The 23,318-nt window shown below is 54.8% G+C and carries 16 protein-coding genes and 1 pseudogene; all 17 read right to left on the bottom strand.

Features of this window, described 5'->3' with window-relative positions; translation table 11 throughout:
* Positions 1 to 40 precede the first annotated feature (40 nt).
* The 17 genes and pseudogenes from B1C80_RS11970 to B1C80_RS11890 all read right to left on the bottom strand — a co-directional run bounded on the left by B1C80_RS11970 (position 41) and on the right by B1C80_RS11890 (position 23,286).
* Positions 41 to 1,156 carry an endo-1,4-beta-xylanase gene (locus B1C80_RS11970; RefSeq protein ID WP_077921328.1) on the bottom strand — a complete coding sequence of 372 codons (1,116 nt, stop codon included), beginning with the start codon at positions 1,154 to 1,156 and terminating at the stop codon, positions 41 to 43.
* Positions 1,157 to 1,227: 71 nt separating this feature from the next.
* The gene (locus B1C80_RS11965; protein ID WP_077921327.1) at positions 1,228 to 2,142 is read right to left on the bottom strand and encodes an AraC family transcriptional regulator; all 915 of its coding nucleotides are present in this window, start codon (positions 2,140 to 2,142) and stop codon (positions 1,228 to 1,230) included.
* Positions 2,143 to 2,151: 9 nt separating this feature from the next.
* A complete protein-coding gene (locus tag B1C80_RS11960; RefSeq protein WP_077921326.1) occupies positions 2,152 to 2,955 on the bottom strand; it encodes an oxidoreductase in 804 nt (267 codons plus the stop codon).
* A 148-nt stretch (positions 2,956 to 3,103) separates the two neighbouring features.
* The gene (locus B1C80_RS11955; protein WP_077921325.1) at positions 3,104 to 5,026 is read right to left on the bottom strand and encodes an alpha/beta hydrolase-fold protein; all 1,923 of its coding nucleotides are present in this window, start codon (positions 5,024 to 5,026) and stop codon (positions 3,104 to 3,106) included.
* A gap of 70 nt (positions 5,027 to 5,096) precedes the next feature.
* Complete coding sequence (locus B1C80_RS11950; RefSeq protein ID WP_077921324.1) at positions 5,097 to 6,236, bottom strand: alpha/beta hydrolase-fold protein; 1,140 nt, start codon at positions 6,234 to 6,236, stop codon at positions 5,097 to 5,099.
* Between the two features lie 285 nt (positions 6,237 to 6,521).
* Complete coding sequence (locus B1C80_RS11945) at positions 6,522 to 7,739, bottom strand: glycosyl hydrolase family 8 (protein WP_369822699.1); 1,218 nt, start codon at positions 7,737 to 7,739, stop codon at positions 6,522 to 6,524.
* 219 nt (positions 7,740 to 7,958) lie between these two features.
* Positions 7,959 to 9,065, bottom strand: a complete 1,107-nt coding sequence (locus tag B1C80_RS11940) for an alpha/beta hydrolase-fold protein (RefSeq protein WP_077921322.1) — start codon at positions 9,063 to 9,065, stop codon at positions 7,959 to 7,961.
* A gap of 151 nt (positions 9,066 to 9,216) precedes the next feature.
* A complete protein-coding gene (locus B1C80_RS11935; RefSeq protein ID WP_077921321.1) occupies positions 9,217 to 10,293 on the bottom strand; it encodes an alpha/beta hydrolase-fold protein in 1,077 nt (358 codons plus the stop codon).
* Positions 10,294 to 10,306: 13 nt separating this feature from the next.
* Positions 10,307 to 11,470: an esterase gene (locus B1C80_RS11930; RefSeq protein WP_077921320.1), complete on the bottom strand. Its 1,164-nt coding sequence runs from the start codon at positions 11,468 to 11,470 to the stop codon at positions 10,307 to 10,309.
* 96 nt (positions 11,471 to 11,566) lie between these two features.
* Complete coding sequence (locus B1C80_RS11925; protein WP_236648738.1) at positions 11,567 to 13,003, bottom strand: discoidin domain-containing protein; 1,437 nt, start codon at positions 13,001 to 13,003, stop codon at positions 11,567 to 11,569.
* 149 nt (positions 13,004 to 13,152) lie between these two features.
* Positions 13,153 to 14,208 (bottom strand): annotated as a pseudogene (locus tag B1C80_RS11920) (alpha-L-fucosidase); the annotation flags it as partial.
* A 10-nt stretch (positions 14,209 to 14,218) separates the two neighbouring features.
* The gene (locus B1C80_RS11915) at positions 14,219 to 15,892 is read right to left on the bottom strand and encodes a beta-xylosidase (protein WP_077921319.1); all 1,674 of its coding nucleotides are present in this window, start codon (positions 15,890 to 15,892) and stop codon (positions 14,219 to 14,221) included.
* A 33-nt stretch (positions 15,893 to 15,925) separates the two neighbouring features.
* Entirely contained in the window at positions 15,926 to 16,843 is a 918-nt protein-coding gene (locus tag B1C80_RS11910; RefSeq protein ID WP_077921318.1) for an alpha/beta hydrolase, read from the bottom strand.
* A 130-nt stretch (positions 16,844 to 16,973) separates the two neighbouring features.
* A complete protein-coding gene (locus B1C80_RS11905) occupies positions 16,974 to 17,828 on the bottom strand; it encodes a sialate O-acetylesterase (RefSeq protein WP_077921317.1) in 855 nt (284 codons plus the stop codon).
* 43 nt (positions 17,829 to 17,871) lie between these two features.
* Positions 17,872 to 19,839: a family 43 glycosylhydrolase gene (locus tag B1C80_RS11900; protein ID WP_077921316.1), complete on the bottom strand. Its 1,968-nt coding sequence runs from the start codon at positions 19,837 to 19,839 to the stop codon at positions 17,872 to 17,874.
* 67 nt (positions 19,840 to 19,906) lie between these two features.
* On the bottom strand, positions 19,907 to 20,737 hold the full coding sequence (locus B1C80_RS11895) for a glycoside hydrolase family 97 N-terminal domain-containing protein (protein WP_077921315.1): 831 nt from the start codon (positions 20,735 to 20,737) through the stop codon (positions 19,907 to 19,909).
* Between the two features lie 11 nt (positions 20,738 to 20,748).
* The gene (locus tag B1C80_RS11890; RefSeq protein ID WP_077921314.1) at positions 20,749 to 23,286 is read right to left on the bottom strand and encodes a glycoside hydrolase family 9 protein; all 2,538 of its coding nucleotides are present in this window, start codon (positions 23,284 to 23,286) and stop codon (positions 20,749 to 20,751) included.
* Positions 23,287 to 23,318 lie beyond the last annotated feature (32 nt).

Raw genomic sequence — 23,318 nt, 5'->3', positions numbered from 1 at the left:
TCCGGCCCTTTTGGCGATGAACAGTTATCTCTCCGGCAGGCTATTTTTTCAGCGCAATTACCTTCTCGAAAGCGGGTTTAGGCTGGTTGTTGCGGTCGAACAGGAGCGGGTAGTTGGTCCGGCCACGGATGGGCCAGCCGTTCAGCCAGCTATCGCCGTCGTTGACGCCCCAGAACGTGACGCGGGTGACTTTGTCTTTGTGCTTCAGAAAGAGCTTGAACAGATTCTCGTAATCGGCGGCTAGCTGTTGCTGCACCGCGTCGGGGAGTCCGTTCACGTAGGGATTGGATTGCTCGTTAGCGGTCATGCGCGCGCCGACGTCGGCTCCCTGGAAGTTGCGTGGCAACACCTCGATATCCAGCTCCGTAAACATCACTTTTACGCCCAAAGCTGCGTATTGGAGGATGCTTTCTTCGATGTCGGCGAAGGGTACCTTGCCGACATGCCAGTGCCCCTGTATGCCCACGCCATCGATGCGCACCCCGGCGGCTTTTATCTTTTTGACGATGTCGATACAGCCCGCGCGCTTCTTAGGTTGCTCGTTGTTGTAATCGTTGTAGTACAGTTCCGTTTTGGGAGCTGCCTGCTGCGCCAGCCGGAACGCTTCCGTGATGTAATCGTCGCCGAGGTGCTGCAGGAAGACCGATTTTCGCAGGGTTCCGTCTTCGTTCAGGGCTTCGTTGACGACATCCCACGAAAAGACTTTACCCTCGTAACGCCCGGCCACCGTTTTGATATGGTCGGTAAAGAACGTCCGGATCGAATCCGGGCTTTTAATGCCTCTGATGAACGGGGGTAACTGACTGTGCCAGACCAGCGTGTGACCATTGATTTTGATGTTATGCTTTTTGCCAAACGCCACCAGCTTGTCGGCCATCTCGAAGTTGTAGGTATCCCACTTTGGATGAAGCAGCGCCGACTTCATGATGTTCTCGGGTGTGGCCATGTTAAACTGACGTACTATAAATTCCGTCGTTTTGGGGTCCCGTTCGTCGATCTGGGCATTGTTGAGGCAGGTGCCGATGCCGAAATCTTTCCTGAAGGCGTCTTTCAGCGAGGGAATGGTTTGGGCAGATGCCGATTCAAAGGGCAGGATAACGGTTGCCAGCAAGAGTGCGGCCGTGCTGGTGGCAAAGACGTGTCTGTTGAGATACATGAGGTTTATACCGTTTAAAGTTGTATGCGTTGTTAAGGGTTTCTTACCAGTTATTGAGAGTCAGTTGTTACCTATGCCGTAGCTGATGTTCGATAGGTAGCAGGCGTCATACCTGTTTTTGCTTTGAACAACTTGCTGAAATACTGCGGATACTCAAACCCTAATTGATAAGCAATTTCGCTCACACTGGCTCGTGAGCCGAGCAGGTTCGTTTTGGCTTCTTCAATCAGGTACGCGTGAATATGATCCTGTGCATTTTGGCCGGTTTCTTTCTTAAGCAGATCGCTCAGGTAGTGGGCGGAGAGTGCCAGTTGGTCTGCCAGATAGCCTACCGTGGGCAACCCTTTTGTCCGAAGCTGCTTATCGTCGAAATACGCCTTTAATACCTGATCGAACCGGATCAGCAAATCGCTGTTCGCCGACTTTCGGGTGATGAACTGACGGTCGTAATACCGTGAACAGTAGTTCAACAGCAGTTCGATGGTCGAGACAATCAGCGTCTGACTGTGCCGGTCAATGTTTTCGCCCAGTTCCTGGTCGATGGTCTGAATGCAGGTACGTAACGTCTGTTGCTCTTTGTCGGAGAGGTGTAGCGCTTCGCTGGCTTCGTACGAAAAAAAGGTATAGTCTTTCATCTTACCGGCCAGCGAAGTGCCCCGGATCAGGTCGGGGTGGAAGAACAACCCCCAGCCAATCCGCTCCTCCTGTTTATTTCGATCATCCTCAATGGTGATGGCCTGCCGGGGCGCAATGCAGAACAAGGTTGCTTCCTGAAAATCGATCTGCTTTCTGCCATATTTTACGTCGCCCACACAGTAATTTTTGAACATGACGGAGTAGAACCCCGAGGTCATCAGCACCCCGTCCTGTGCATTGATGTCGGCGCGGGTAAAGTCAATAATCGATACCAGCGGATGCCGGGGCTTATCCTGGCTGAACAGTTGATTCAGCTCGCTGATGGTTTCAAGGTGATGAACGGCTGCCATACGACCTGCTTAGTTTACCTGACTCATAATGATTTTATCGAACAGCCGGTCGCCCAGATTGACCCGCATCCAGACCATCGGCTTGGCCAGATTACCCACCCGATAGCGCGTTTTGGGCTTGCGACTCCTGACAATTGCTGACACCGTTTTTGCAATCACCGAGGCTGGCGACATGGCCATCGAGGCTGCACTGGCAACCCCTTTCACAATGTTGGCGTAGGGGCCACTGCCAGACCGAGCCACCATCGGACCACTCATCACGTCACCAAACTCAGTGGCAATCAGACCGGGTTCCAGAATGACGACCTGGATGTTAAACTGGCTCAACTCCAGACGCAGGCAATCACTCCAGCCCTCAATGGCGTGCTTGGACGCATGATACCAGGCACCCATCGGGGTGTACATTTTGCCCCCCATCGAGGAGGTGTTGATAATGGTGCCAGACCGGGCTTCGCGCATAAACGGGATAACTTTCTGGGTTAAACTGGCCAGGCCAAACACATTCACCTCAAACTGCCGCCGGGCCTCCTGAATCGGAATTTCCTCGACCGATCCGTAAATGGCGTATCCGGCATTGTTGAACAGCACGTCGATTTTCCCCTCCCGCTCGATGATGGTGTCGACTACCTGCTGGATGTTTTCCTCGTTGGTAACATCCAGTTGCAGGGCAAAGCCGCCTGCCCGTTGCAGATCCTGCATCTGATCAATTCGCCGGGCAGCCACATATACTTTGTGCCCTTCGGCGATCAACGTTTTAGCGGTTTCTTTACCCATACCCGACGACGCGCCTGTGATTAAAATTACCTTGCTCATGGTTCAATTTGGTTTGGTTGATTGATGAGACAAAGGTCAGCCGCAGGTGCAGGCAGGAGGTACATCGAATTCCTGAATGTTGTATACGAATTCCAGTTCGCGTCGGGTTGCTCCACGGTCAAGCAACCCGATGCAGATCCGAGTTCGGCTATTTAAACAGCACCTGGCTAAACATCATCAAATCGTGCCGCCAGACCGGCCAGGTGTGGCCACCGGCGTATTCGCTGTAGCTGTATTTGACGCCCATCTCGTCGAACTTCTTCATCATGATCTGGCAGTTCTGGTAGGCGATGTCTTCTTTACCGCCCATTGAAATCCACAGGTTCTTTAGGTTTGAGTTAATGGTCGACGCGTTATCTTTCATGAACGCATACTGCGGGTCGGTCAGCTTGGGGTTATTGGCAAACCAGCCTGAACTGAACACGCCCAGGCTCGAGAACATCGGCGTGTTTTTAATGCCCGCGTACAGCGTCTGCAACCCACCCATCGACAGGCCCGCCAGCGCCCGGCTTTTGGCGTCGGCCTCGACCCGGAAGTTGCTTTCCACAAAGGGAATGGCGCCCAGCTTCAGTTCGTTTTCAAACGCCTTCAGCACGTTCTCGTTGAAACCGGCCAGGCCACTGGCGCTCACGTTGCCGTCGAGCATGGCGATGATCATCGGTTTGGCTTTGCCTTCGGCGATCAGGTTGTCGAGAATCAGGTCCGTTTTGCCCTGGGTAGCCCAGCCGCGCTGATCTTCGCCCCCGCCATGCAACAGGTACAGTACCGGGTATTTGTCGGTCGATTTGTCGTAGCCGGGCGGGGTATACACGTACATTTCACGCCAGCTATTAGTGGCCTTCGAGAGGTAGCGTTTGATGCGGATGTCGCCGTGGGGTACGTCTTTCATGGCGTAAAAGGCTCCATCTTTGTCGGGTATCTCAATGCCGCTGGCCATGCGGCTCATGCCATAGAAACTTTCGCTGGCCGGGTCGGCAATCGCTACCCCGTCGATCAGCAGCGAGTAATAATGGAAGCCCCGGCTGATGGAATCGGTTGTAGCGGTCCAGAAACCGGCTGTGTCTTTCACCATGTCGTACTTCTTACCCAGGTCGACCTGTACTTTCTGGGCGTCGGGGGCTTTGACGCGGAAGACTACGCGGTTGTCGGGCAGAATCTGCGGGTATTTGACGTTACGGATGTTGGTCGAAGCGGGTGTTCCCAGCACCGTATATTTGGTCAGCGAGGCATTATCGACAGGTTTGAACAGAAACTGCGAGAACATGTACAGTCCGTTTTTCCAGACTTTAAAATCGTGCCCACCCGGCTCCACGTAGTAGATATGCGGCACGCTGTGCTGGTACAGATAGTCGTGGGTACGTTTGCTAAACGAGATCAGCCCGTCGGCGTCTCCGCACGAAAGCCACAGCAGTTTCAGTTGTTTTTTAGCGGCTTCGGGATCGGGAACCAGTTCTTCGGGGCGTTTGGTGTTGGGAGCCGACGAAAAACCGCCGACCCAGGCGAACCTGTTCAGATTGCCCAGCCCGAAATTCAGCGACTGCCCACCGCCCATCGAGAGGCCGGCAATGGCGCGGTGTTCCCGGTCGGTCAGGGTAGGGTACTTCTTTTCGACAAACGGAATGAGGTCGTTCAGCAGGTCTTTCTCGAACGTAGCGAACGCTTCTACCTTGTCTTTGTCGAAGATATTCCCTACCGCCCGGTCGTCTTTCATGGCGCGGCCGTTGGGCATCACCACGATCATGGGCTGGAGTTTATTTTCGGCGTACAGATTGTCCAGAATAACCTGCGGATTGCCCCCCTTCAACCATTCTTTTTCATCGCCACCGATACCGTGGAGTAGATACAGCACCGGGTATTTTGTCTTCTTCGAGAAACCCGGCGGGGTGTACACCAGCGCCTTACGCGTTGTCCCCACGGTTTTCGACGGATAGCTGATCGAATCCAGTTTACCCGTGGCAATTCCCGAACGGACCTGATCGAAGCCTTTCGGCATTTCTTTCTCAATTTTTTGGGCGTGACTACCGAAGCTCAGCAGGCTCAGGGTAGCCATTATGTACATGAATCGTTTCATTGATAGCATATTAAGTGATTGCAATTGGTTTTTTTGTCATCCCGGCGACAGGAGGGATGACAAAAAAGCGTTACTTCTTAAATATCAGACTGGCATACTGCCGCAGCGACCGGCGCCAGGTTTGCCACTCGTGCAACGTACCCGGCGACTCATAATACACGTGCCTGATACCCGCTTTGTCGAGCGCTTCATGAAAGCCTTTCACGCCCGCATACATGCGCTCCGGTTCTTTGGTGCCGATGCTTACGTACACCAGCTTCATCTTCTTGTTGAACGCATCGGCATCGGCCAAAGCCCCGTCGTAAAGCTGTTGGCCGTCGGCGCCCGGCTGTAACCGACCCGCTCCGCTGAACCCGCCGATATAGGCAAACTTGTCGAGATTAGTCATCGTGGTCTGGAACGTCTGGAAACCGCCCATCGACAGGCCCGCCATGGCCCGGCTATCCCGGTCGGTCAGCGTCCTGAACGACTTGTCGATCATCGGGATTACCTCTTTTACCAATAGCTCAGGAAATACGTTGGGGGCCATGCCATTGGTTGTGCTGACGGGCCTGGTGGGGTCAGTGGCATAGCCGCGTTCCATCACCACGATCATGGGCGTGGCTTTTCCTTCGGCGATCAGGTTGTCGAGAATAAAGTCCATTTTACCCTGCGTGGGCCAGCCGGTTTCGTCTTCGCCCGAGCCGTGCTGGAGGTACAGCACGGGGTAGCGCTTCTTCGGGTTTTCGTCGTAGCCGGGGGGCGTGTATACATTAGCCCGGCGCCAGGCTCTGGTCATGTCGGAGTAGTAATTGACCGAACGTACCTGGCCATGTGGCACATTTTTGGGCTGATAGTAGTCCATGTCCTTGTCGGGAATATCGATGCCGCTGGCCATTCGCCCCATGCCGTAAAACGTCTGGCTCGCCGGATCGCAGATGGCGATACCGTCGGCGATGAGCGAGTAGTAGTGAAACCCTTCACCAACAGGCTCCGTCGTTACGGTCCAGAAGCCGCTGGTGTCTTTCACCATGTCGTACTTCTTCATCAGGTCGATTTGCAGCTTGCGGGCATCGGGTGCTTTCACGCGGAACACCACCCGATTGTCGGGCAGTATTTGCGGGTACTTCTGCCCCGGAATATTGGTCGAAGCCGGTACGCCCCCGGTCTGAGCCAGAGCCGGTCCCATCAGGGTCATTGCCCCGATGAGTAAGGTGAATAATGTCTTCATGTTATTTCATGGTAAAGGGTTGGTAATTAGAGGTTTAAGATTAGGCCCCGTTAGGGGCTTAACAGCGCAGCGTCGGTAGAAAGAAAACCGATATCGTCCCGTTCATTTACAGCGTGCCGTAGGTACGCAACCCGCTCGGATGTCGCGTACCTACGGCACGCTGGTGATTTGGGTGCGTCTTTTTTTCTACCGACGCTGCGCTGTTGAATCCCTACGGGATTGGTAGCTCGCTTTATGGGGAATATGGGTTGTTTTAAACAGCTGGTTAGCAATGCCGTGACTTGCCTAACGGGCCTGTGGCGTGATCATTTGATATTTTCCGCTCAAATGCATGAGGCTGAACAGATACAGCAGCCCATCATAATACGGGTCGAAATAGCCATCCTCGAAGGGCTCTAGTTTGGCGTTCCAGAGGGCATCCACAAAATCGCGGCTGTTCTTTTCTTTGTTAATCAGCGAGAGCGTCGCGGCCGTCGATACCAGCCCGAGCGAGTGGCGGAGTTTCTTCACCGGTCCGGCCTGCAAAATGAATTCGGGCCGCGAACCGTCCAGGTTGAACTGATCCTCGTAGGTATCCATGCCTTTTGAGCGCAGGAAGCCCTGAAACCGTTTGGCGTAATCCTCCTGCCAGGCTTTGTCCTTACCCGACCAGGTATAGTCCATCGCAATGTTCATGGGCACCCGCCACGAATCGTACCGAAACGCCGAGGGCGACCAGCGGGTATCGTGCGGCTTGCCGCTGAACTCGGTATAATCGGCGTTAAGCCCCGTTACCGGATGGCAAGCCCGGTGCAGAAATACCCGTGATGTGTCGGCGCATTCCTTGTAAAAGGCTTCGTGCCCGTCTTTAGCGTACAGTACCCAGGCGTCGTAGAACGCGGGCAGGTGATACGACGGGTCGGTCCATTTGTAGTTGTTGCCTTCGGGTACGAACGAAATCTGTTTGGCGTCGGTGTTGATCAGGTTGTAGATGTTGCCGGTACCGTCTTTCTTCCACATGGCATCCAAAATCCGCCGGGCTTCGCCGTAGTAGTTGATGCCGGTGTTGTTGCCCCATTTGTTGGCCGCAAAGAGCAGACTGGTGATGTAGTACAACTCGCCATCGGAGGCCGACCCTTCCGAGTTTTTCTTCATCGTCTGCGGGTTGATGCTCCACGCAAAATAGGCTTCGCGTGGGCCGCTCTGGTGCTGCAGGTACTTTTTCGACCACCGCCAGATCCGGTCGAAGACGTCTTTTTTATCCAGCTGAACGGCTACCATCATGCCGTACGACAGGCCTTCGGTTCGGGCGTCTTTGTTCTTCACGTCCGACACATAGGCCATCGTATCCCCAACTTCAAAGTATACCTTGTTCGGTCCTTCAAAGATGTCGTGATACGCCTTCGCCAGTTTCGCGTCGATGTCGGCCTGTTTGTAGCCCGCTTCGCGAAACAGATTGCGGTAGTTGCCTACCTGAACCGCTGCTTTAGGTTTGTCCGTTTTCTTTTTTTGAGCCACCACCATGGGTGCCGTTATCAAAAAGACACCGGTCAAAACTGGGAGCAACCAGCGATTTCCCGTCCTGTATACTAATTTCTTTCTCATAGATTTTCGGGTCTTGTATAGGCGTTTAAACACATGGCGGTCCACCGTTGCAGAGTTTACCCCAACCTCCTGGAGGCTAATGCTCATGCAAGTGTACCCCGGCAGCGCATTAGCCCCCTTCAGGGGGTTGGGGGTAACTTACTTAAACAGCATTGGGGCCATCTCGTGCAGGCTTCGGCGCCAGGTCTGAAACTCGTGGGCGGTTTTGTCGGATACGTACGAAACGGCGTTGTACCCGGCGGCTTTCAGGTCCTCGGCGGCTTTCTTCACGCCATCGGGCCGCTCTTTGCTGCCGCAGCTGATAAACACCAGCTTTGGTTTGGCTTTGTCCTTAAGGTCATCCGGCGCATAGACACCACCGCTGAGCAGGCCGTAATAACCGAACACCTCGGGCTTGTTGAGGGTGATCGTTTTGGTTTCCATACCGCCCATCGACAGGCCCGCCATCGCCCGGTTATCCCGGTTCGCCATCGTGCGGAAGTTGGCATCGACGTACGGAATCAACTCTTCAGTTAATACCGTCTGGAAACCATCGATCTTGAAATCGCGCATCCGTCCCCACTTCACTTCGTTGGTCATGCCGTAGGTCATTACGATGATGAACGGCTTGGTTTTTCCTTCGGCGATCAGGTTATCCATGATTAGGTTAGCGTGTCCCTGATTGCTCCAGGCAGTTTCGTCTTCGCCCCAGCCGTGCTGCAAGTACAGCACCGGATACTTTTTCGACTTCTCTTTCTCGTAGCCCGGTGGCGTGTATACAAACGCCCGACGGGGGGTGCCCGTACTTTTTGACGGGAACAGAATCTGCTGAACGTTGCCGTGGGGTACGTCTTTCAGCGCATAAAAATCCTGATCGTGGGCCGGTATTTCGATGCCACTTTCCCACCGAACGGAGCCGTAGTAGTTCTTGGCGCCGGGGTCGTTGAACTTCCCGCCGTCGATGGTGACGTTGTAGTAATGGAATCCCTCATCCATAGGGCCTGCGGTGGTTCCGGTCCAGTATCCGTCAGCTCCTTTAGTCAGGATGGTGCCGCCCCGGCCACCCAATCCCAGGCTCACCCGGACGCTATCGGCGTTGGGAGCATGGATCCGGAATCGGGCGTAGCCCTGCGAGTTCACCTGCGGGTACTCCTGCCCCGGTTGATTGAGTGAGGAGGGTTTGAAATCTTCCTGGATTGTCTGCGCGAAGCAGCTGACGCTCATCATCGTGGCTACCACGAATGCAGCAATTGGTTTGATGGTCATTGGGGTATAGGTTTATGTTAGGGGAATTGAACGGATTGTCTTACCCCCAACCCCCTGAAGGGGGCTTTGCCCGCAAGTAGAAAAAGCCCCCTTCAGGGGGTTGGGGTAAGATCGTAATAATTCAAAATCGGTGTGTCATCCCGTCACAGTTCTATTTAAACAGCCGCGGTAACGTATTCGCCAAATACAGTTTGCAGTTCATCCAGGTATGGCCGCCCGGCACAATCAGCGGCTCTACCTTGATTTTCTTTTCCTGAAACATGGCGATGTTCTTCTTCACCGGCTCATACAGAAAATCCTCCGTGCCGACGCTGACAGTGAACAGCTTCAGTTGGCTGTTGAGCTTTCCGGCGTCCGGCGACCAGTTCGAAAAGTTCTTCTGAAATTCTTCGGTAGCCGTGTAGGGCGCATACGAACACACATAGGCGAACGTATCGGGATTGTTCAGGCCGATGTTCAGCGTTTGCCCACCCCCGACCGAGAAACCGGCCACGGCCCTGCCTTTGCTTTCCTTGATGACGGGGTAATTGGCCTCCACGAACGGGACAATGTCGTTCACCATGTCTTTGGTAAAATCAGCCATCGGGGCGGGGCGAACATTGCCGTAGGGCATCACGATCAGCATCGGTTTGGCTTTCCCCTGTGCAATCAGGTTATCGGCAATCAGGTTGGCCCGGCCCACTTTGGTCCAGGTTTCTTCGGTGTCAGAACCGCCGTGAATGAGGTACAGCACCGGATATTTGGTCTTGCCGTTGGGGTTGAAACCGGGCGGGGTGTATACCAGCAACTGACGGGTGGTGCCCAGCGTACCTGACTTGTAGTAGCGGTAGCTGATTTTGCCGTGGGGTACGTTCTGCAACGAATGCACCAGCGGCTGATCGCCGGGTACGTCCACGATGCTGCGTTTGAATCGCTCGTTGGCAAAGATGTAGGTGTTGCTGGGGTCGGCGATTTGTACACTGTCGACCGTGAAGCTATACGGGTAGATGTCCGGCTTCACCGGCGGCACCGTCACGCTCCAGATGCCCGAGGTGTCTTTGGTCATGGCGACGGGTTCTTTCAAAAACTCGCCGGACACCATCACCTTTTTCGCGTTTCGGGAAAAGAACCGGAACGTGATGCTGTGGTCTTTATGCACATCGGGCGAACTGATGGCGGGTGGGCGTTGCTGCGCTATGGCCGAAACTCCCAAAACGGCAACCAGCAGAATAGATAAAATACAGTTCATGGTTCGGTAGGGTTTATGGTTGGAACAGCAGTGGCGTGGTGGCGGCAACGTACGTTTTTACATTCATCCAGGTGTGGCCGCCGTCGGTGATCAGGCTTTTGTAGTTCACCTTTTTTGCCTTCAGGTAATCCATAAATTCCACGGTGCCTTTGTACAGAAAATCATCGCTGCCGACGCTCACCCACAGCAGCTTGAGTTGCTTGTTGGTCTGCTCAGGTTTGGCCACGATCTGGCTGAAATTACCGTCCATTTCCTGGGGCGACAGGTACGAACTGTAGGCGCACACATACGCAAACTTGTCCATGTTGCTGAAAGCGGCCCGGAGCGTTTGCCCACCCCCGCGCGAGAAGCCACCAATGGCCCGGTTCTCGCGGTTGGGAATAGCCCGGTAGCTTTTCTCGACGTACGGAATGACATTGCTCACCAGATCGGTCGTGAAATCATTGGCCCGTTTCACCGCATCGGCCCCATCGCGAACGGTTGGATCGGCGGGTTTTGAACCCCCTTTCTGTTCAGCAACCCGTGCGGCAATGTTGCCGTAGGGCATCACAATGATCATCGGCTTCACCTTGCCCTCGGCCAGCAGGTTGTCCAGAATCAGATTGGTTTTGCCTACTTTGAAGAAAGTTTCTTCCGTATCCGTCGTACCGCTGATGAGGTAATAGACCGGATACTTCTTCGACGGATTCTGGTCATATCCCGGTGGCGTATAGACTACCAGTGAGCCCGTTGTCCCTTCCATCGACGGGTAATATTCGTAGTTGATCGACCCGTGCGGCACATCGCGCATAGCATGAATCAACGGTTGATCGCCTGGTACGTCGACCAGGCTGGCTTTGAACCGCTCGTTGGGGAAGAACGCAACGTTGGCGGGGTCCATCACGGAGACGCCATCTACCCGAAAGTTGTAGGGGTAAATGTCGGGTTTGACGGGGCCGACCGTCACGCTCCAGATACCCTGCGCATCTTTGGTCATGGCCACCGGACCTTTTTCAAATTGCGCGCTCAGTTCCACCACTTTGGCCTGCGGGGCCTGATAGCGGAAGGTAACGGTCTTGTCGGCGTTCACCTGGGGCGACACCACCAGTGGACCACGGGGCGGTTGGGCCAGGGCCCCGGTGCACAGGCCAATCAGGGCTAGTAGAAGCCATAACTGACGGGTTAATTGTTGATTCATGGTTGGTTTAGGGTTTTCTATTTTTCACCCCCAACCCCCTAAAGGGGGCTTTCTCTTGCGTCAGCAAAGCCCCCTTTAGGGGGTTGGGGGCATGGTTCACTGTGTAATGACATCTACTTCCGCGTAGCCCGACGCCGAGCCCTCCTGCGTATTTTTCAAGGCGCGTAGTTTGATGTATCGGGCTTTGGTAGGCTCAAACGATTTGGTTTGCCAGACCGGACTGTTTTTGATGTTCGAGAACTCGCCTTCACTCACCCGCTTCCAGGTCACGTTATCAGTGGATACTTCGAACTGATAATGGGTGATGATGCTGGCCTCTTCCCACCAGTTTTGGGCGGGCAGGTACCGGAAACCGACCAGACTTTCTTCCTTTCCCAAGTCAATGACCAGCTCCGCAGGCATCGTTTGGCTCTTGGGCTGCTGCCAGGAAGTGCCGGGGTTGCCATCCAGCGCCTGATAAGCCGACTTTGCATCGGTGCTCACAACCTTCCAGGTCGAGCGGGCGATGTCGAATTTTTCCTCGCTGACGACGCTGCTTTGCTTCGTGAAGGGGTTGTAAGCAATGGCCTTTAATTCAACTTTACCGCCACTGGTTTTCACCAGAGTCGTGTATTTATTCGTTTTTGCTGTTGGTGTGCTCCCGTTAAGCGTGTAATACAATTCTGATTCGTTATCTCCGGGCTTGATTTCAATGTCGCCCGCCTGATTGCGGGTGATGACCGGGGGCGATAGAATCAGGGGGGCATTGTACACAGCCAGATTCGAGATCAACGGACTGCCTTTGGTGTCCAGAATGGTCAGGCGCAGTTGCGTGGCTTCGACAGTAGGGAAACGGAGTATGCGTTTATAGCCAATGGTCGTTTGTTTGGCAATCTCTTTCCAGTTACCATTAATCAGGGCCTCAACTTTGAACGCTTTGACCCGTTGCCCCAGTCGGATGGGCTCCTGCACCAGAAACCGGTTGAACGTGGTGGGTTTGTTGAAGTTCAGCGTCAGCGATGCACTGCGCACGTTATCATCCGTGCCCCAATAGCTCTCCAGATCGGCATCGATGGCTTTGCTGGCGTCGTAGGCCACACTTTTTCCGCGAACCTCAGAGGCCGTTACTTTCGCGTTTTTCGCCAGATTTACGGCAAAGGCTTCTTTTCGGGCGTTAGCGAAGGCCTGCACCGCTTTCTCGTCCAGCTCGTGAATCAGGCCGTTGGGCATGATCGGGAAGTTGAGCAGCAGTGTCCCGTTTCGGCCGATGGAATTGTAATACGTATCCATCAGTTGGGGCAGCGTTTTTACCTTCCGGTCTTCGCGTTCATGGTAAAACCATTCGGGCCGGATCGACGTGTTCACTTCGCCCGGTACCCAGGCATTGCCGTTCTCGACACCATGCCGTAACATCTCTTCTGGTACGTCTCCGGTCGCATTCAACAGGCTCCAGTTGGTTTCGCCCACGTACCCGGCTTCGGTGCCTACCCAGCGCAGATCGGCCCGGTCGCCCCCGTCGTTCCAGATCACGATGTTGGGCTGTAGCTTCCGCACGAGTTTGTAGGTATTGGGCCAGTCGTAATACGTTTTCGCGTCGATCTTGCGCGTCTCGTTGGCCCCGCCGTAGTAGCCCGACCCGCCTTTTGGATGCTATACTTACCGGCGCCAGTCTGTTCGGCCCAGATCAATGCCTGTTTACAGTGGGCTTCTTTTCGGGCGTTAGCGAAGGCCTGCACCGCTTTCTCGTCCAGCTCGTGAATCAGGCCGTTGGGCATGATCGGGAAGTTGAGCAGCAGTGTCCCGTTTCGGCCGATGGAATTGTAATACGTATCCATCAGTTGGGGCAGCGTTTTTACCTTCCGGTCTTCGCGTTCATGGTAAAACCATTCGGGCCGGATCGACGTGTTCACTTCGCCCGGTACCCAGGCATTGCCGTTCTCGACACCATGCCGTAACATCTCTTCTGGTACGTCTCCGGTCGCATTCAACAGGCTCCAGTTGGTTTCGCCCACGTACCCGGCTTCGGTGCCTACCCAGCGCAGATCGGCCCGGTCGCCCCCGTCGTTCCAGATCACGATGTTGGGCTGTAGCTTCCGCACGAGTTTGTAGGTATTGGGCCAGTCGTAATACGTTTTCGCGTCGATCTTGCGCGTCTCGTTGGCCCCGCCGTAGTAGCCCGACCCGCCGTTGGCCCCGTCGTACCAGACTTCAAAAATGTCGCCGTAGTTGGTCAGCAGTTCGGTCAGCTGGTTGCGGAAATAGGTGATGTATTCGGGTTTGCCATAATCGGCATGGTTCCGGTCCCAGGGCGACAGGTACACGCCGAACTTCAGGCCGTATTCTTTGCAGGCATCGGCCAGTTCGCGCACCACATCGCCTTTTCCGTTGCGCCAGGGTGCATTCTTGACGGAATACTCGGTGTATTTCGACGGCCAGAGGCAGAAGCCACTGTGGTGCTTGGCCGTGAAAATAATACCCGTCATCCCGGCCTCTTTGCAGATCCTGGCCCACTGCCGACAATCCAGCTTTGTTGGGTTGAACAGCTTCGGGTCTTCGTTGCCGAGGCCCCAGGCCATGTCGGTATAGGTGTTGATCGAAAAATGGATGAAGGCATAATACTCCATTTTCTGCCAGCGCAACTGGTTCTCGCTGGGCAGCGGACCAACGGGTTTCGGCGGAGCAGGCTGGGCCAATCCGGCCAGGCTCGTCAGCAAACAGAGCGCCAGTTGTACGAAAATGGATGTAGGCATCGGTTTCATGGGTTATACGTTACCAAGTCAATTGAACGAAGGATACACCCTGCCGGGGCAGGTCGAAGGTTAAGGTCGTTTTTCCATTAGCGACGGCTTTCGAGGTCGGGGGCGTCAGTTCCTGTAGCTGTCCGGCTTTTTCCAGCGCCCTGTACTGATCGGCTGACACCTGTTGCGGACTACCCATCGACTTCCAGGCTTCAAACGAGTTGCTATGTCGGTCATCGACCCGGTAATGGCGAACCTGCACCTTGTTTTTGCCGAGGCCACTCACGGTCAGCTCTACCGGAGCCGTTGGGCCGGTCAGGTTGTCATCGTGGTAATTCCAGACCATCACGCAAACCGAGTTGGCACCTTTACTGGCGATGGCGTTTACGTCGTTTGCGGCCCGCACGCCGTTAGCGATGATGTTGGTCGCCTTCAATCCGTTGCCGGTTTGTACCGAAAGCCGCTGACCGTTCATCTTCCCGAACATCCGGAACACGTTCAGCACCGGCTTGTCGACGCCGTGCGTGGCCAGGTCGCGGAAACCGGCAAACCACGGCTGGTCTTCAAACTCGAACGACCAGCTTACGGCCCCGCGCAGGTTTACCTTGTACTGGTCCATCAGCTCGTAGATGCGGGCAAACGAAGCCGCCGTGTAACTCGAATACATCGTCCCGTTGCGATACCCGTATTTCGGATCACGCGTGGCAGAACAGGCGGCACAGCCTTCAGGGTCGCATTCGCCGATGATGATGGGTATGTTTTTTAATTCGGGAAACGAGTTGACCGCTTCAAAGGCACGCTGCACGTCCTTCAGCTGCACGCCCATGTTCATGCGGATGTGCCCGTCTACGATCTCTGGGTTCCCCTTGGCGTGAAAGCCAATGTATTGCAGTGGCGTACCAATTTTGCCGGTTGCGTAGTTCTTGCCCCGCAGGCAATGTTCGATGAACCGGGTCAGGTACGAGTACGCTTTGTCGCTGCGCGGACTGGTCGTATGCGGCCCGCCGATGGTGCATTCGGGACAGGCCCGTTTCAGGCCGTCGGCGGCATAGTCGTAGGTTTTGCAGTACTCGTCGAACGTACCGGACCAGTAGCCAATGTCCGGCTCGTTCCAGACTTCCCAGAGCCACGAAGCCACCTCCTTTTTTCCGTAACGGTCGATGGAATGCTTCGCCCACTGGTACACCAGTTCGCGCCATTTGTCGTAGTCGTTGGGTGGGTACGTCCAGCCCGTCCAGATGGTGCCGTTTTTGCTCCAAGTGTGGGCGTAGGGTTCGGGTTTCGACGACAGATCTTTCGGCATGAACCCGATTTCCATCAGCGGCTTCATACCCCGTTTCACGTAGGTATCCACAATGCTGTCCACGGTCACCCAGTTGTAGATCGGCTTGCCGTTGGCGTCTTCTTTATAGGCATCGGTGAATCCCCATTTGAGATCAGGGTCGGGGCTTTCTCCTTTGGAGGTTAGCAGGTTATGCGCTCTGACGTAGACCGGCACTGGGCTCAACTGTTGCAGTTCGCTCAGCAGTTTTCGGCCATCTTTCCGGGTCGTATAATTGGGTTCGTCGTAGCCGAAAAACGCCCAGAACGGCTTCATCTCGCCCACAGGTTTGTTCGCATCCACCTGAATGGAAACCGGCGACTGTTGCGCGGACGCAACCCGACAACATATCAACACTAGAAAAAGTAAGGCGAATCGGTTCATGTGGTCAAATAGCTTGGCTTAACGAATCGGCCATTAATTATTAATCCAGTTATTTACTTTCATCCAGGCGAACAGGGGGTCCATCCAGCCGGGGTGCCGAAAAACAAAACCGTGGTCGCCCTTGGGGTAGACGTGCATTTCGACGGGCACTTTCTGGCGTCGCAGGGTTTCGAAATACATGATGCTATTGTCTACATCGACCAGCTTGTCGTCGGCCGCGTGGGTCAGGTACGTTGGGGGCGTGTTGGCGCGAACCTGTAGCTCGTTGGAGAACAGCTCAACATCCTGTCGTGACGCGTTTTTGCCCAGCAGGGCGTCGCGTGAACCGCCGTGCGTCAGGCTGTCGCGCATGCTGATAACAGGATAAACCAGGATCTGGAAATCGGGGCGCAGGCTGGTGTTGCTGGTGTTGTCGACATACGCTTTCTCGAAATGCGTGGCGGCCGTCGAAGCCAGATGGCCACCCGCCGAGAAGCCCATGATACCTACTTTTGCGGGGTCGATTCCCCATTTGGTCGCATTCTCCCGAACCAGTTTAATGGCCTGTTGCGCATCCTGCAACGGTCCGATTTTTTTGTCGGTCATGATGGCATCGCTGGGTAAACGGTACTTCAGCACAAATGCAGCTATGCCTTTTTCGGCCAGCGCTTTTGCTGTACCTACGCCCTCGCCGTTGTACACCACCACGCTATAACCACCACCCGGAATGATGATGACAGCAGTGCCAGACGCCTTGTCAGCCGCAGGTTTAAAGTATTCCAGCGTGGGCTTGGTAACCCCTCTAAACATACCCCTCTCCGCCGATTCCTGCACGTCCGACGCTTTGGAATTGGGTACGGCTCCCGTATATAACGGGATAATTTCCTGCGCGTTTGCGGTCAGCGACGCCAAAAGTAGCCCGCTTGCCAGCGCTGCTACAGTGCATGTATAGTTTAAACGAAAGCGTTTCATAATAGTAGATATTCGCCCTAACCCCCAACCCCCTGAAGGGGGCTTAATCCAAGCATGAGCAAAGTCCCCTTCAGGGGGTTGGGGGTTAGGGCAAACCATTGAGAAAGTTTAACCAGTCTCCTCTTATTTATCAGTTCGTTGCCGTCGGTTTATAGCCGAGTAACGATAGCATTTGCGTCGCGTAGCGTTTCCCTAACTCCCTATAGCCAGCGGCATTGAAGTGCAGGTCGTCAGCCGAATCCGTACAGCCTGCTGACGAGATCACGTGCGAATTTTTGATCGTTTGCGGCAGCGTGGCAATGATCTTGTTCATGCTCGCACATTTGCCATTCTGATCAGCGCCTACTGTTTCACCGGCCAGCAGTGGTACCTTTTTAGGCTTCAGATCCAGGTCATTCATCAGGTTATCGTACACCACCTTCACCTTTTTGGTCCATAGCGTATCGCCCGTGTTCGACTCACCCTGATGCAGCAGAATACCTTTGATTACCCCGTCTTTCTGCGCCAGCTTCGCCATCTCGACCAGCCGGCCGTATGGATTACCGTCGTACTCCCTGATCATGTTCTTCATCCAGCCGGGTACGTTGGTGGTGTATGACGTATACTGATCCTTGTCGAACAACTCGATCTTACAGCCACCTACGGCGACATTGATTACGCCAATGCGGACTGTTGAGGGCAGATTGGCTACCAACTCCCGACCAAAATAATCGGCGGGTGTAAGCCCTGTACGGCAGCGGCAAAGGGGCGGTTTGGCGGTGTACCAGTTGCCTTTCGTCCGGTTGATGGCCGGGCAGTCTACCGCTTCCATCACCTGAAAACGGGGGTCCACATTGACGGTATCCTGCGCTTCGATTCGGGCGTTACCCTCCATGTTCGATTGCCCGAAACAGAGGAAAATGTAGAAGTTCTTGTCCTGCGCCACGGCGTTCAGGCTCAGCAGAAAGAGCCCGATCAACAGGAAACTACCAGTTCGCTTTTGCATGGATTTAGTCGGTTTAGGAGGTGTCGTATCGGTAGAGACCCTGCTATTTTTGAAATTGAATAGTTTTAATTGTTGCGACCTTGGCCTGTCCCGACGGAAATTTCACAAACACATCGTGATGGCCTGCAATGCCTTTGATGGATTGGCTTACCGATTTCCAGTTTGCCTTTCCCCCGGTTGATTTGAACGGAATGCTGGCTATCTTTTTCCCCGTGGTCAGATCGTCGAGCCACACTTCCAGCGTACCTGACGCAGCGGCCGATAGCTGGATCTGAATCTGTTTGGCCGCATCTTTTCCATTGCCAAGATCAACGCCCGACAGCATGAACCAGCCACCCTGGTCGGAGTCGTTGGTGACGCCAGCCTCGGCCGTTTCGCCCACTTTTTCGACGCCATAGTAATTGCTGTACCCCACGGCCGGGAGAGGGGAGAAGCTGTCTTTGCAGACGAAGAAGTCAAAGTCGGCAGGTTTGCCCTCGGCAAACAGGCCTACGCTGGTGCCCACCCATGAATTGTAGTTGGGCTGGACCTTATCCAGACTCACCGCACTAATAGGCGCGCCTATGGCTGTCCATTTCTTACCGTCCCCGCTGTAGTAGCCGGTCAACTGGTGTTCATTCCGCTCTACTTTCAGCCAAACCTCGTTACCGACCGAATTAGGAACCGTGCGGATGGCGGTATCGAGTTTGAAGACAAGTTTTTTGCCATTGTCGAAGCCGCTGTAGAGCTGCACAAAGACCCGCTGGTTCCCGTTGGTCAGGTATAGGCCGGCTTTTGTAGTGGCATCTTCGGCATTGAGGTCAACGCGGGTAACGGCGGAATAATAGTGGTCCGTCTCCTTTTGCATCAGGTGTACGCGGGCCGTATCGGGCGAGAGACGTACCCAGCCTTTCCGGTCTGACAACGAATAGCGGTTGGCCGCCCGTTTGTTCAGGAAATGCCAGTTCATAGACAGCGTTTCGTTATCGAACTGGTCAGATTGTGCGCTACGCCACAAGATGCCGGATTTGGGCAGGTTGGGCTTTATCACCGGCTTCGTCGTAGGGGCCATACCCCACGGCCGGTCACCTTCCCAGATCACCTGATACAGGCTCGTCTGCCGACCCATGCCCGACCAGTCGGCTCCCTGGAGCGGCTTTTCGTAACTCTGTCCAATGGTCCACCAGGTACCATCGGCCAGCTGAATGGGGGCCGAAATGTGGTTCGGGCGACGGAAGCCCGTTTTGGGATCGGTGATGGGTTTGAAGAACTCTCCCAGGCGTTCCCATTGGGTCGAGTCGGCGGTGAGAGCTTTACCGCGCATGGCGTACTGCCCGCCCGACACGTCGCCCGCCGGAAAATAATAGTAGTAGCCGTTGCGCTTGCACATCACCGGCCCCTCGGCCCAGCTGTACTGGAGTTTAGCGTTGACCCAGTCGAGATCAATGACCGAGGATGTTAACTGCCCATCCCGGCCCAACTCCTGAATTCGGTTGGTTTTCTGGCCGTTCTTGATGACCATGTAGGGCTTGCCGTCATCATCGACAAAAATGGAATTGTCGTAACCCAACGGTCCCGTTTTCGGGTCGCCCTTTACCCGCACCGGCTCCGACCACGGTCCTTTGGGGTCGCTGGCTTTGGAGAACCATTGTCCGTTGGCCGAGAAGTAAATCCAGTACGAGCCGTAGAAATAGGTGATAGCTCCCTGCCAGATACCCGCTGAGGGCCGGTCGGTGACGAAACTGGCCGTTGGCGGCACCACGCGGCTGATCACCTCCCAATGCACCATGTCTTTAGAATGGTAGATGGGCAGGTATGGCGTGAAATGGAAGCTGGACCCGCAATGGTAAAAATCGTCGCCCACGCGCAACATCGTCGGGTCCGGGTGATCACCGGGCAAAACGGGATTGACGTACGTTTTTACTTCGTTATAGAATGATTTATCGCCTGTGTTGCTCTGGGCAAACAGGGAACCACAGGTTAGGGAAAGTGCCAGGATGGCTAGCCGTGTATATGTTTTTTTTGGGTTCATTCAACTACCAGGTTTCGGTATCCTTTTCATATTGGCTCTCGGGAAAAGTAGCCGTACTCGCTTTCCCTCAATTCACTAGCAGGGCGGCCCCGTTTGTTGGGATCACCCAGTCTACTTCCCCATTTTTCGGCAGTTTGGCCGTGGTCACCCTGCTGGTCAATTGCGCATCGTCGCTGTAGAGCGTGTACTCGGCACCGGCGGCAATCATGGGTAGTTTGATCTTCAGCTTGAGAGACTCTTTCTGGGCATTTACCCCGGCTACGTACCATTTCGTACCCTGCCGACGAGCCAGGACAACGTACCTGCCCGGATAGCCGTCGATGTAGCGCACTTCGTCCCAGGTGGTGGGCACGGTTTTCATGAAGTCCATGGTCCGGGCAAAACCGACCATCGCTTTGCTTTGCGCCGACAGAAACGTGGTGGTACCAGCTGGAAACGTAAAGCCTGTTTTTTCTTCGTTGATCACGCAGGAACGGGACGCCTTTTGCGGATACACTTTGTACCGGAACGCCACATCGTTGTTGCTCACCCGGAACGTAATGTCGATGGCGGGTCTGTTTTCCTTCGAGTAGGAAATGACGCCTTCATTGGCCACGTAATGCACCTTACTTTGCTTGATGTTCGGCAACTCGTAGGTGTTGTCAAGTTTGCTGATGGCCAGCGCTTTTCCCACGGATAGTCCTTCCGTGAAATCATCCACATTCGTTTTTAAACCGAGGGGCGATTTCACGACAAATGGTTTGCCATTTAGCGACACACTGTAGGTCGGATTCCCACCATCCAGCGATAGCGTCACCTGCAATTTGCCGTCGGGGCTGCTCACGATAGAATTCGGCGTTTGCGCAGGGCCTGCATACGCGTAAACCCAGAGTGGCAACAGGGAAATAAGGTATTTCATAACGGGTTACGTTACTTTTTGACTAATTCATTAGCCGCGCCGGCCAGCAGGATGTAGGCCGAGCAGATGTCGATGATCACCTCGTTTTCGCCCCACAGAAACGGCCAGTCCTCGCGGTTCTCTGGAAAGTCGGGCTTCAGCATCATAATGCCGGGAACTACCCCACCAGCGATGTAGCTGAAATCGGCGCGGTTGCTGCCGTAGGTAATCTTCTTGGATCGCGTACCCACCGCCGACACGAACGAGAGGTTGTGGTACGGGTGGCAGCCGAAAATGTAGTTCAGTCCTTTGAAGACATATTCCGGGCTGATGATGTCCGGAAAATGCCGGTTGGCGTGGTAGTTGGTAATGGCCCAGCTGATTACCTGCTGGTTGCTGCCCCAGCCGCCCCGCGTACCCGCCGGAACGCCGTATGGATTCTGTTTGGTAAGCTCATCGTTTGCCGCTTTGAACTTGACCACATAGTCTTTCAGCTTTATCTGATAGGCCTTGTCCATAAACGGATACGCTTGCAGAGCCGCCGTCAGGCCCTGCCCAACGTTCCGGTCGAGGGCAGGCCAAATGGCGTCGTTGAATTTTTTGGCGTAGCGGTCGTCTTTGGTGGTCATGAAGAGCTGCAGTGCCGCGGCCATTTCGGTATTCCGGCGGAACATGGCAAAGCGGGAGGTGTCGGTGTTGACTTTGCCGTCGTTTTCGTCCCACAGCTTCTTCGCGTATGTCAGTGCCTGCGTCGATAAGGTATCGTTGAAACCTTTTAGCGCCCGGCTGGCTGCGGCAAGGGCTGCGGCCGTATTGTAGTCGAGGAACGCGGAGCGGGTGGTGAAGGCCCAGCGGTCGTCCATAGTACCGCTCGATTTTCCGTCCGACTCGTAGGGTTTCAGGTTCGGGTTGTAGGGCAGATTATCGGTTTCGGTATTCGCGTCGCCGAGGTGGTGGTACTGGTGCAGGTTCGGCACAATAATGCCCCGAACGGGATGCCCGATGTTTTTGACCTGCGCCACCAGGTTCAGCGTGCCGTGTTCGATCTGCTGGAGAAGATCGGGTTTGCCGTCGGGTCGGTGTATATCGACATACTGCCCGGCCTGATCGATGCGGGTTTCGTCGCGGGTCAGTTTCAGCTTTTCCCAGGCATCCACGAAGTTCAGGATCGTGGTGTTGTGGGAGCCGGTCTGAATATCGAAATCACCCGCGTCGAACCAGCCGCCCACGCCCAGCCCCGGAATACGCTCCAGCGGTTTATACTTCGTATCGGTTTTGTCGCCCATCGAGTAGCCGTCGAAGTGCTGCTGGTTGAGTGGCGCCTGCAACGCATCGTCCTTGAACGGTGCTCCGTGCCATACGCGATACGCTTCGTTCACCGTCATGTGATCCATTTGCACCGGAAACCAGACGTCCAGCGTTGGGTGCCAGGTCTTTTCGTATACGTCGGTCGCGATGGGGAAGATATTGGTCTTCTGATCGCCGTACCGGATGTAGTATACGCCCGGCTCTTTGACCGACGTAAAATCGAATTTGGCGTAGTTGTAGCGCAGAAATTTGCCCCAGTTTGTGACGGCTCCCTTCAATTTCTCCACCTGTTTGCCATCGGCCATCACCTGAACCAGCGACGCCGTTTTCAGCGCCTGATCCGCCTGATCCAACTCGATCACCGCCACTTTTTCCTGCCCCGGGTTGTAGCCTACCTGCGAGAATTCAATCACGGGGGCGCGTTTCCAGTTGGGGATCACATTGGGTTCCAGATACCAGGTCAGTACCTTGCCGGTTTTTCCGGCGGGCAGCAGACTGCGTACAATGAACCAGCCGTTCTGAGCCAGATTCCGCCCGTCGAACAGCATCAACTCCGTCTCCGACTGGATACTGACCATGTGTTCGGGATCATCGGGGGCCAGCACCATGGTTTTGCCCGTCGTCAGGGGGGCCGGTACGATGAATTCGGGCTTGCCCCGCTCCTCGAATGTATTGTGGATGCCAAACTGCTGAATCTTCTCGGAGAGTGGCTCTGTTTTGGTGTTGCTGGCCGGATACAGCGGGAACGTACCTGGCCTACCGTCGGCCATATACGACTTCTCGAAATAAGCAGACGGCACAAACTCCAGGTTAAAGCCAGCTTTGCCAACCACTTTCGCGGGTAGTGGTTTGTCGAGGTACACGCTGATGTCGAACCCATTGCCTTTGGCGCTGACCACCACCCGCGAGTCGAAATCAACTTCCTGATAGCGCAACCCGACCTCGATGCTGTTGGTTGCCTTGTCTACTTTGCGCGACGTCATTTTGGGCACCAGATCCCACTGTTCGGGTGTGTGCTGCAGGCGCACCGCTCCGCCCGTCGAGGTACGTACGCCGTGGTGAATCATCTCGATACCGGCCGTTTTCTCGTCGAAAAACATCCCGTTATACTGGCTGCTGAAAACCAATACGTTGAGTCCCGGCGTTTCGAAATATTCCGCATTGTTCAGTTTGGTTCTCTGACAAAAGGCGGCTGTCGTAACCAGAAGCAACAGGAGCAGGCCCGTTGCCCGAAGGCCTGAATAGGTCAGTGTTTTTTTCATGGCAAGGGTAAGGGTTTAGGTAGGCAGGAGCG

The sequence above is a fragment of the Spirosoma sp. 209 genome (assembly GCF_002006735.1).
In the GTDB taxonomy this organism is placed as follows: Bacteria; Bacteroidota; Bacteroidia; order Cytophagales; family Spirosomataceae; genus Spirosoma; species Spirosoma sordidisoli.
Note: the sequence above shows the minus strand (reverse complement) of the source record. Positions and strands in the feature narration are given on the sequence as shown.

Coding starts and splice junctions, on each gene's coding strand:
- B1C80_RS11970 (WP_077921328.1), bottom strand. CDS start 1,156: ATGTATCTCAACAGACACGTCTTTGCCACCAGCACGGCCGCACTCTTG.
- B1C80_RS11965 (WP_077921327.1), bottom strand. CDS start 2,142: ATGGCAGCCGTTCATCACCTTGAAACCATCAGCGAGCTGAATCAACTG.
- B1C80_RS11960 (WP_077921326.1), bottom strand. CDS start 2,955: ATGAGCAAGGTAATTTTAATCACAGGCGCGTCGTCGGGTATGGGTAAA.
- B1C80_RS11955 (WP_077921325.1), bottom strand. CDS start 5,026: ATGAAACGATTCATGTACATAATGGCTACCCTGAGCCTGCTGAGCTTC.
- B1C80_RS11950 (WP_077921324.1), bottom strand. CDS start 6,236: ATGAAGACATTATTCACCTTACTCATCGGGGCAATGACCCTGATGGGA.
- B1C80_RS11945 (WP_369822699.1), bottom strand. CDS start 7,739: ATGGTGGTGGCTCAAAAAAAGAAAACGGACAAACCTAAAGCAGCGGTT.
- B1C80_RS11940 (WP_077921322.1), bottom strand. CDS start 9,065: ATGACCATCAAACCAATTGCTGCATTCGTGGTAGCCACGATGATGAGC.
- B1C80_RS11935 (WP_077921321.1), bottom strand. CDS start 10,293: ATGAACTGTATTTTATCTATTCTGCTGGTTGCCGTTTTGGGAGTTTCG.
- B1C80_RS11930 (WP_077921320.1), bottom strand. CDS start 11,470: ATGAATCAACAATTAACCCGTCAGTTATGGCTTCTACTAGCCCTGATT.
- B1C80_RS11915 (WP_077921319.1), bottom strand. CDS start 15,892: ATGAACCGATTCGCCTTACTTTTTCTAGTGTTGATATGTTGTCGGGTT.
- B1C80_RS11910 (WP_077921318.1), bottom strand. CDS start 16,843: ATGAAACGCTTTCGTTTAAACTATACATGCACTGTAGCAGCGCTGGCA.
- B1C80_RS11905 (WP_077921317.1), bottom strand. CDS start 17,828: ATGCAAAAGCGAACTGGTAGTTTCCTGTTGATCGGGCTCTTTCTGCTG.
- B1C80_RS11900 (WP_077921316.1), bottom strand. CDS start 19,839: ATGAACCCAAAAAAAACATATACACGGCTAGCCATCCTGGCACTTTCC.
- B1C80_RS11895 (WP_077921315.1), bottom strand. CDS start 20,737: ATGAAATACCTTATTTCCCTGTTGCCACTCTGGGTTTACGCGTATGCA.
- B1C80_RS11890 (WP_077921314.1), bottom strand. CDS start 23,286: ATGAAAAAAACACTGACCTATTCAGGCCTTCGGGCAACGGGCCTGCTC.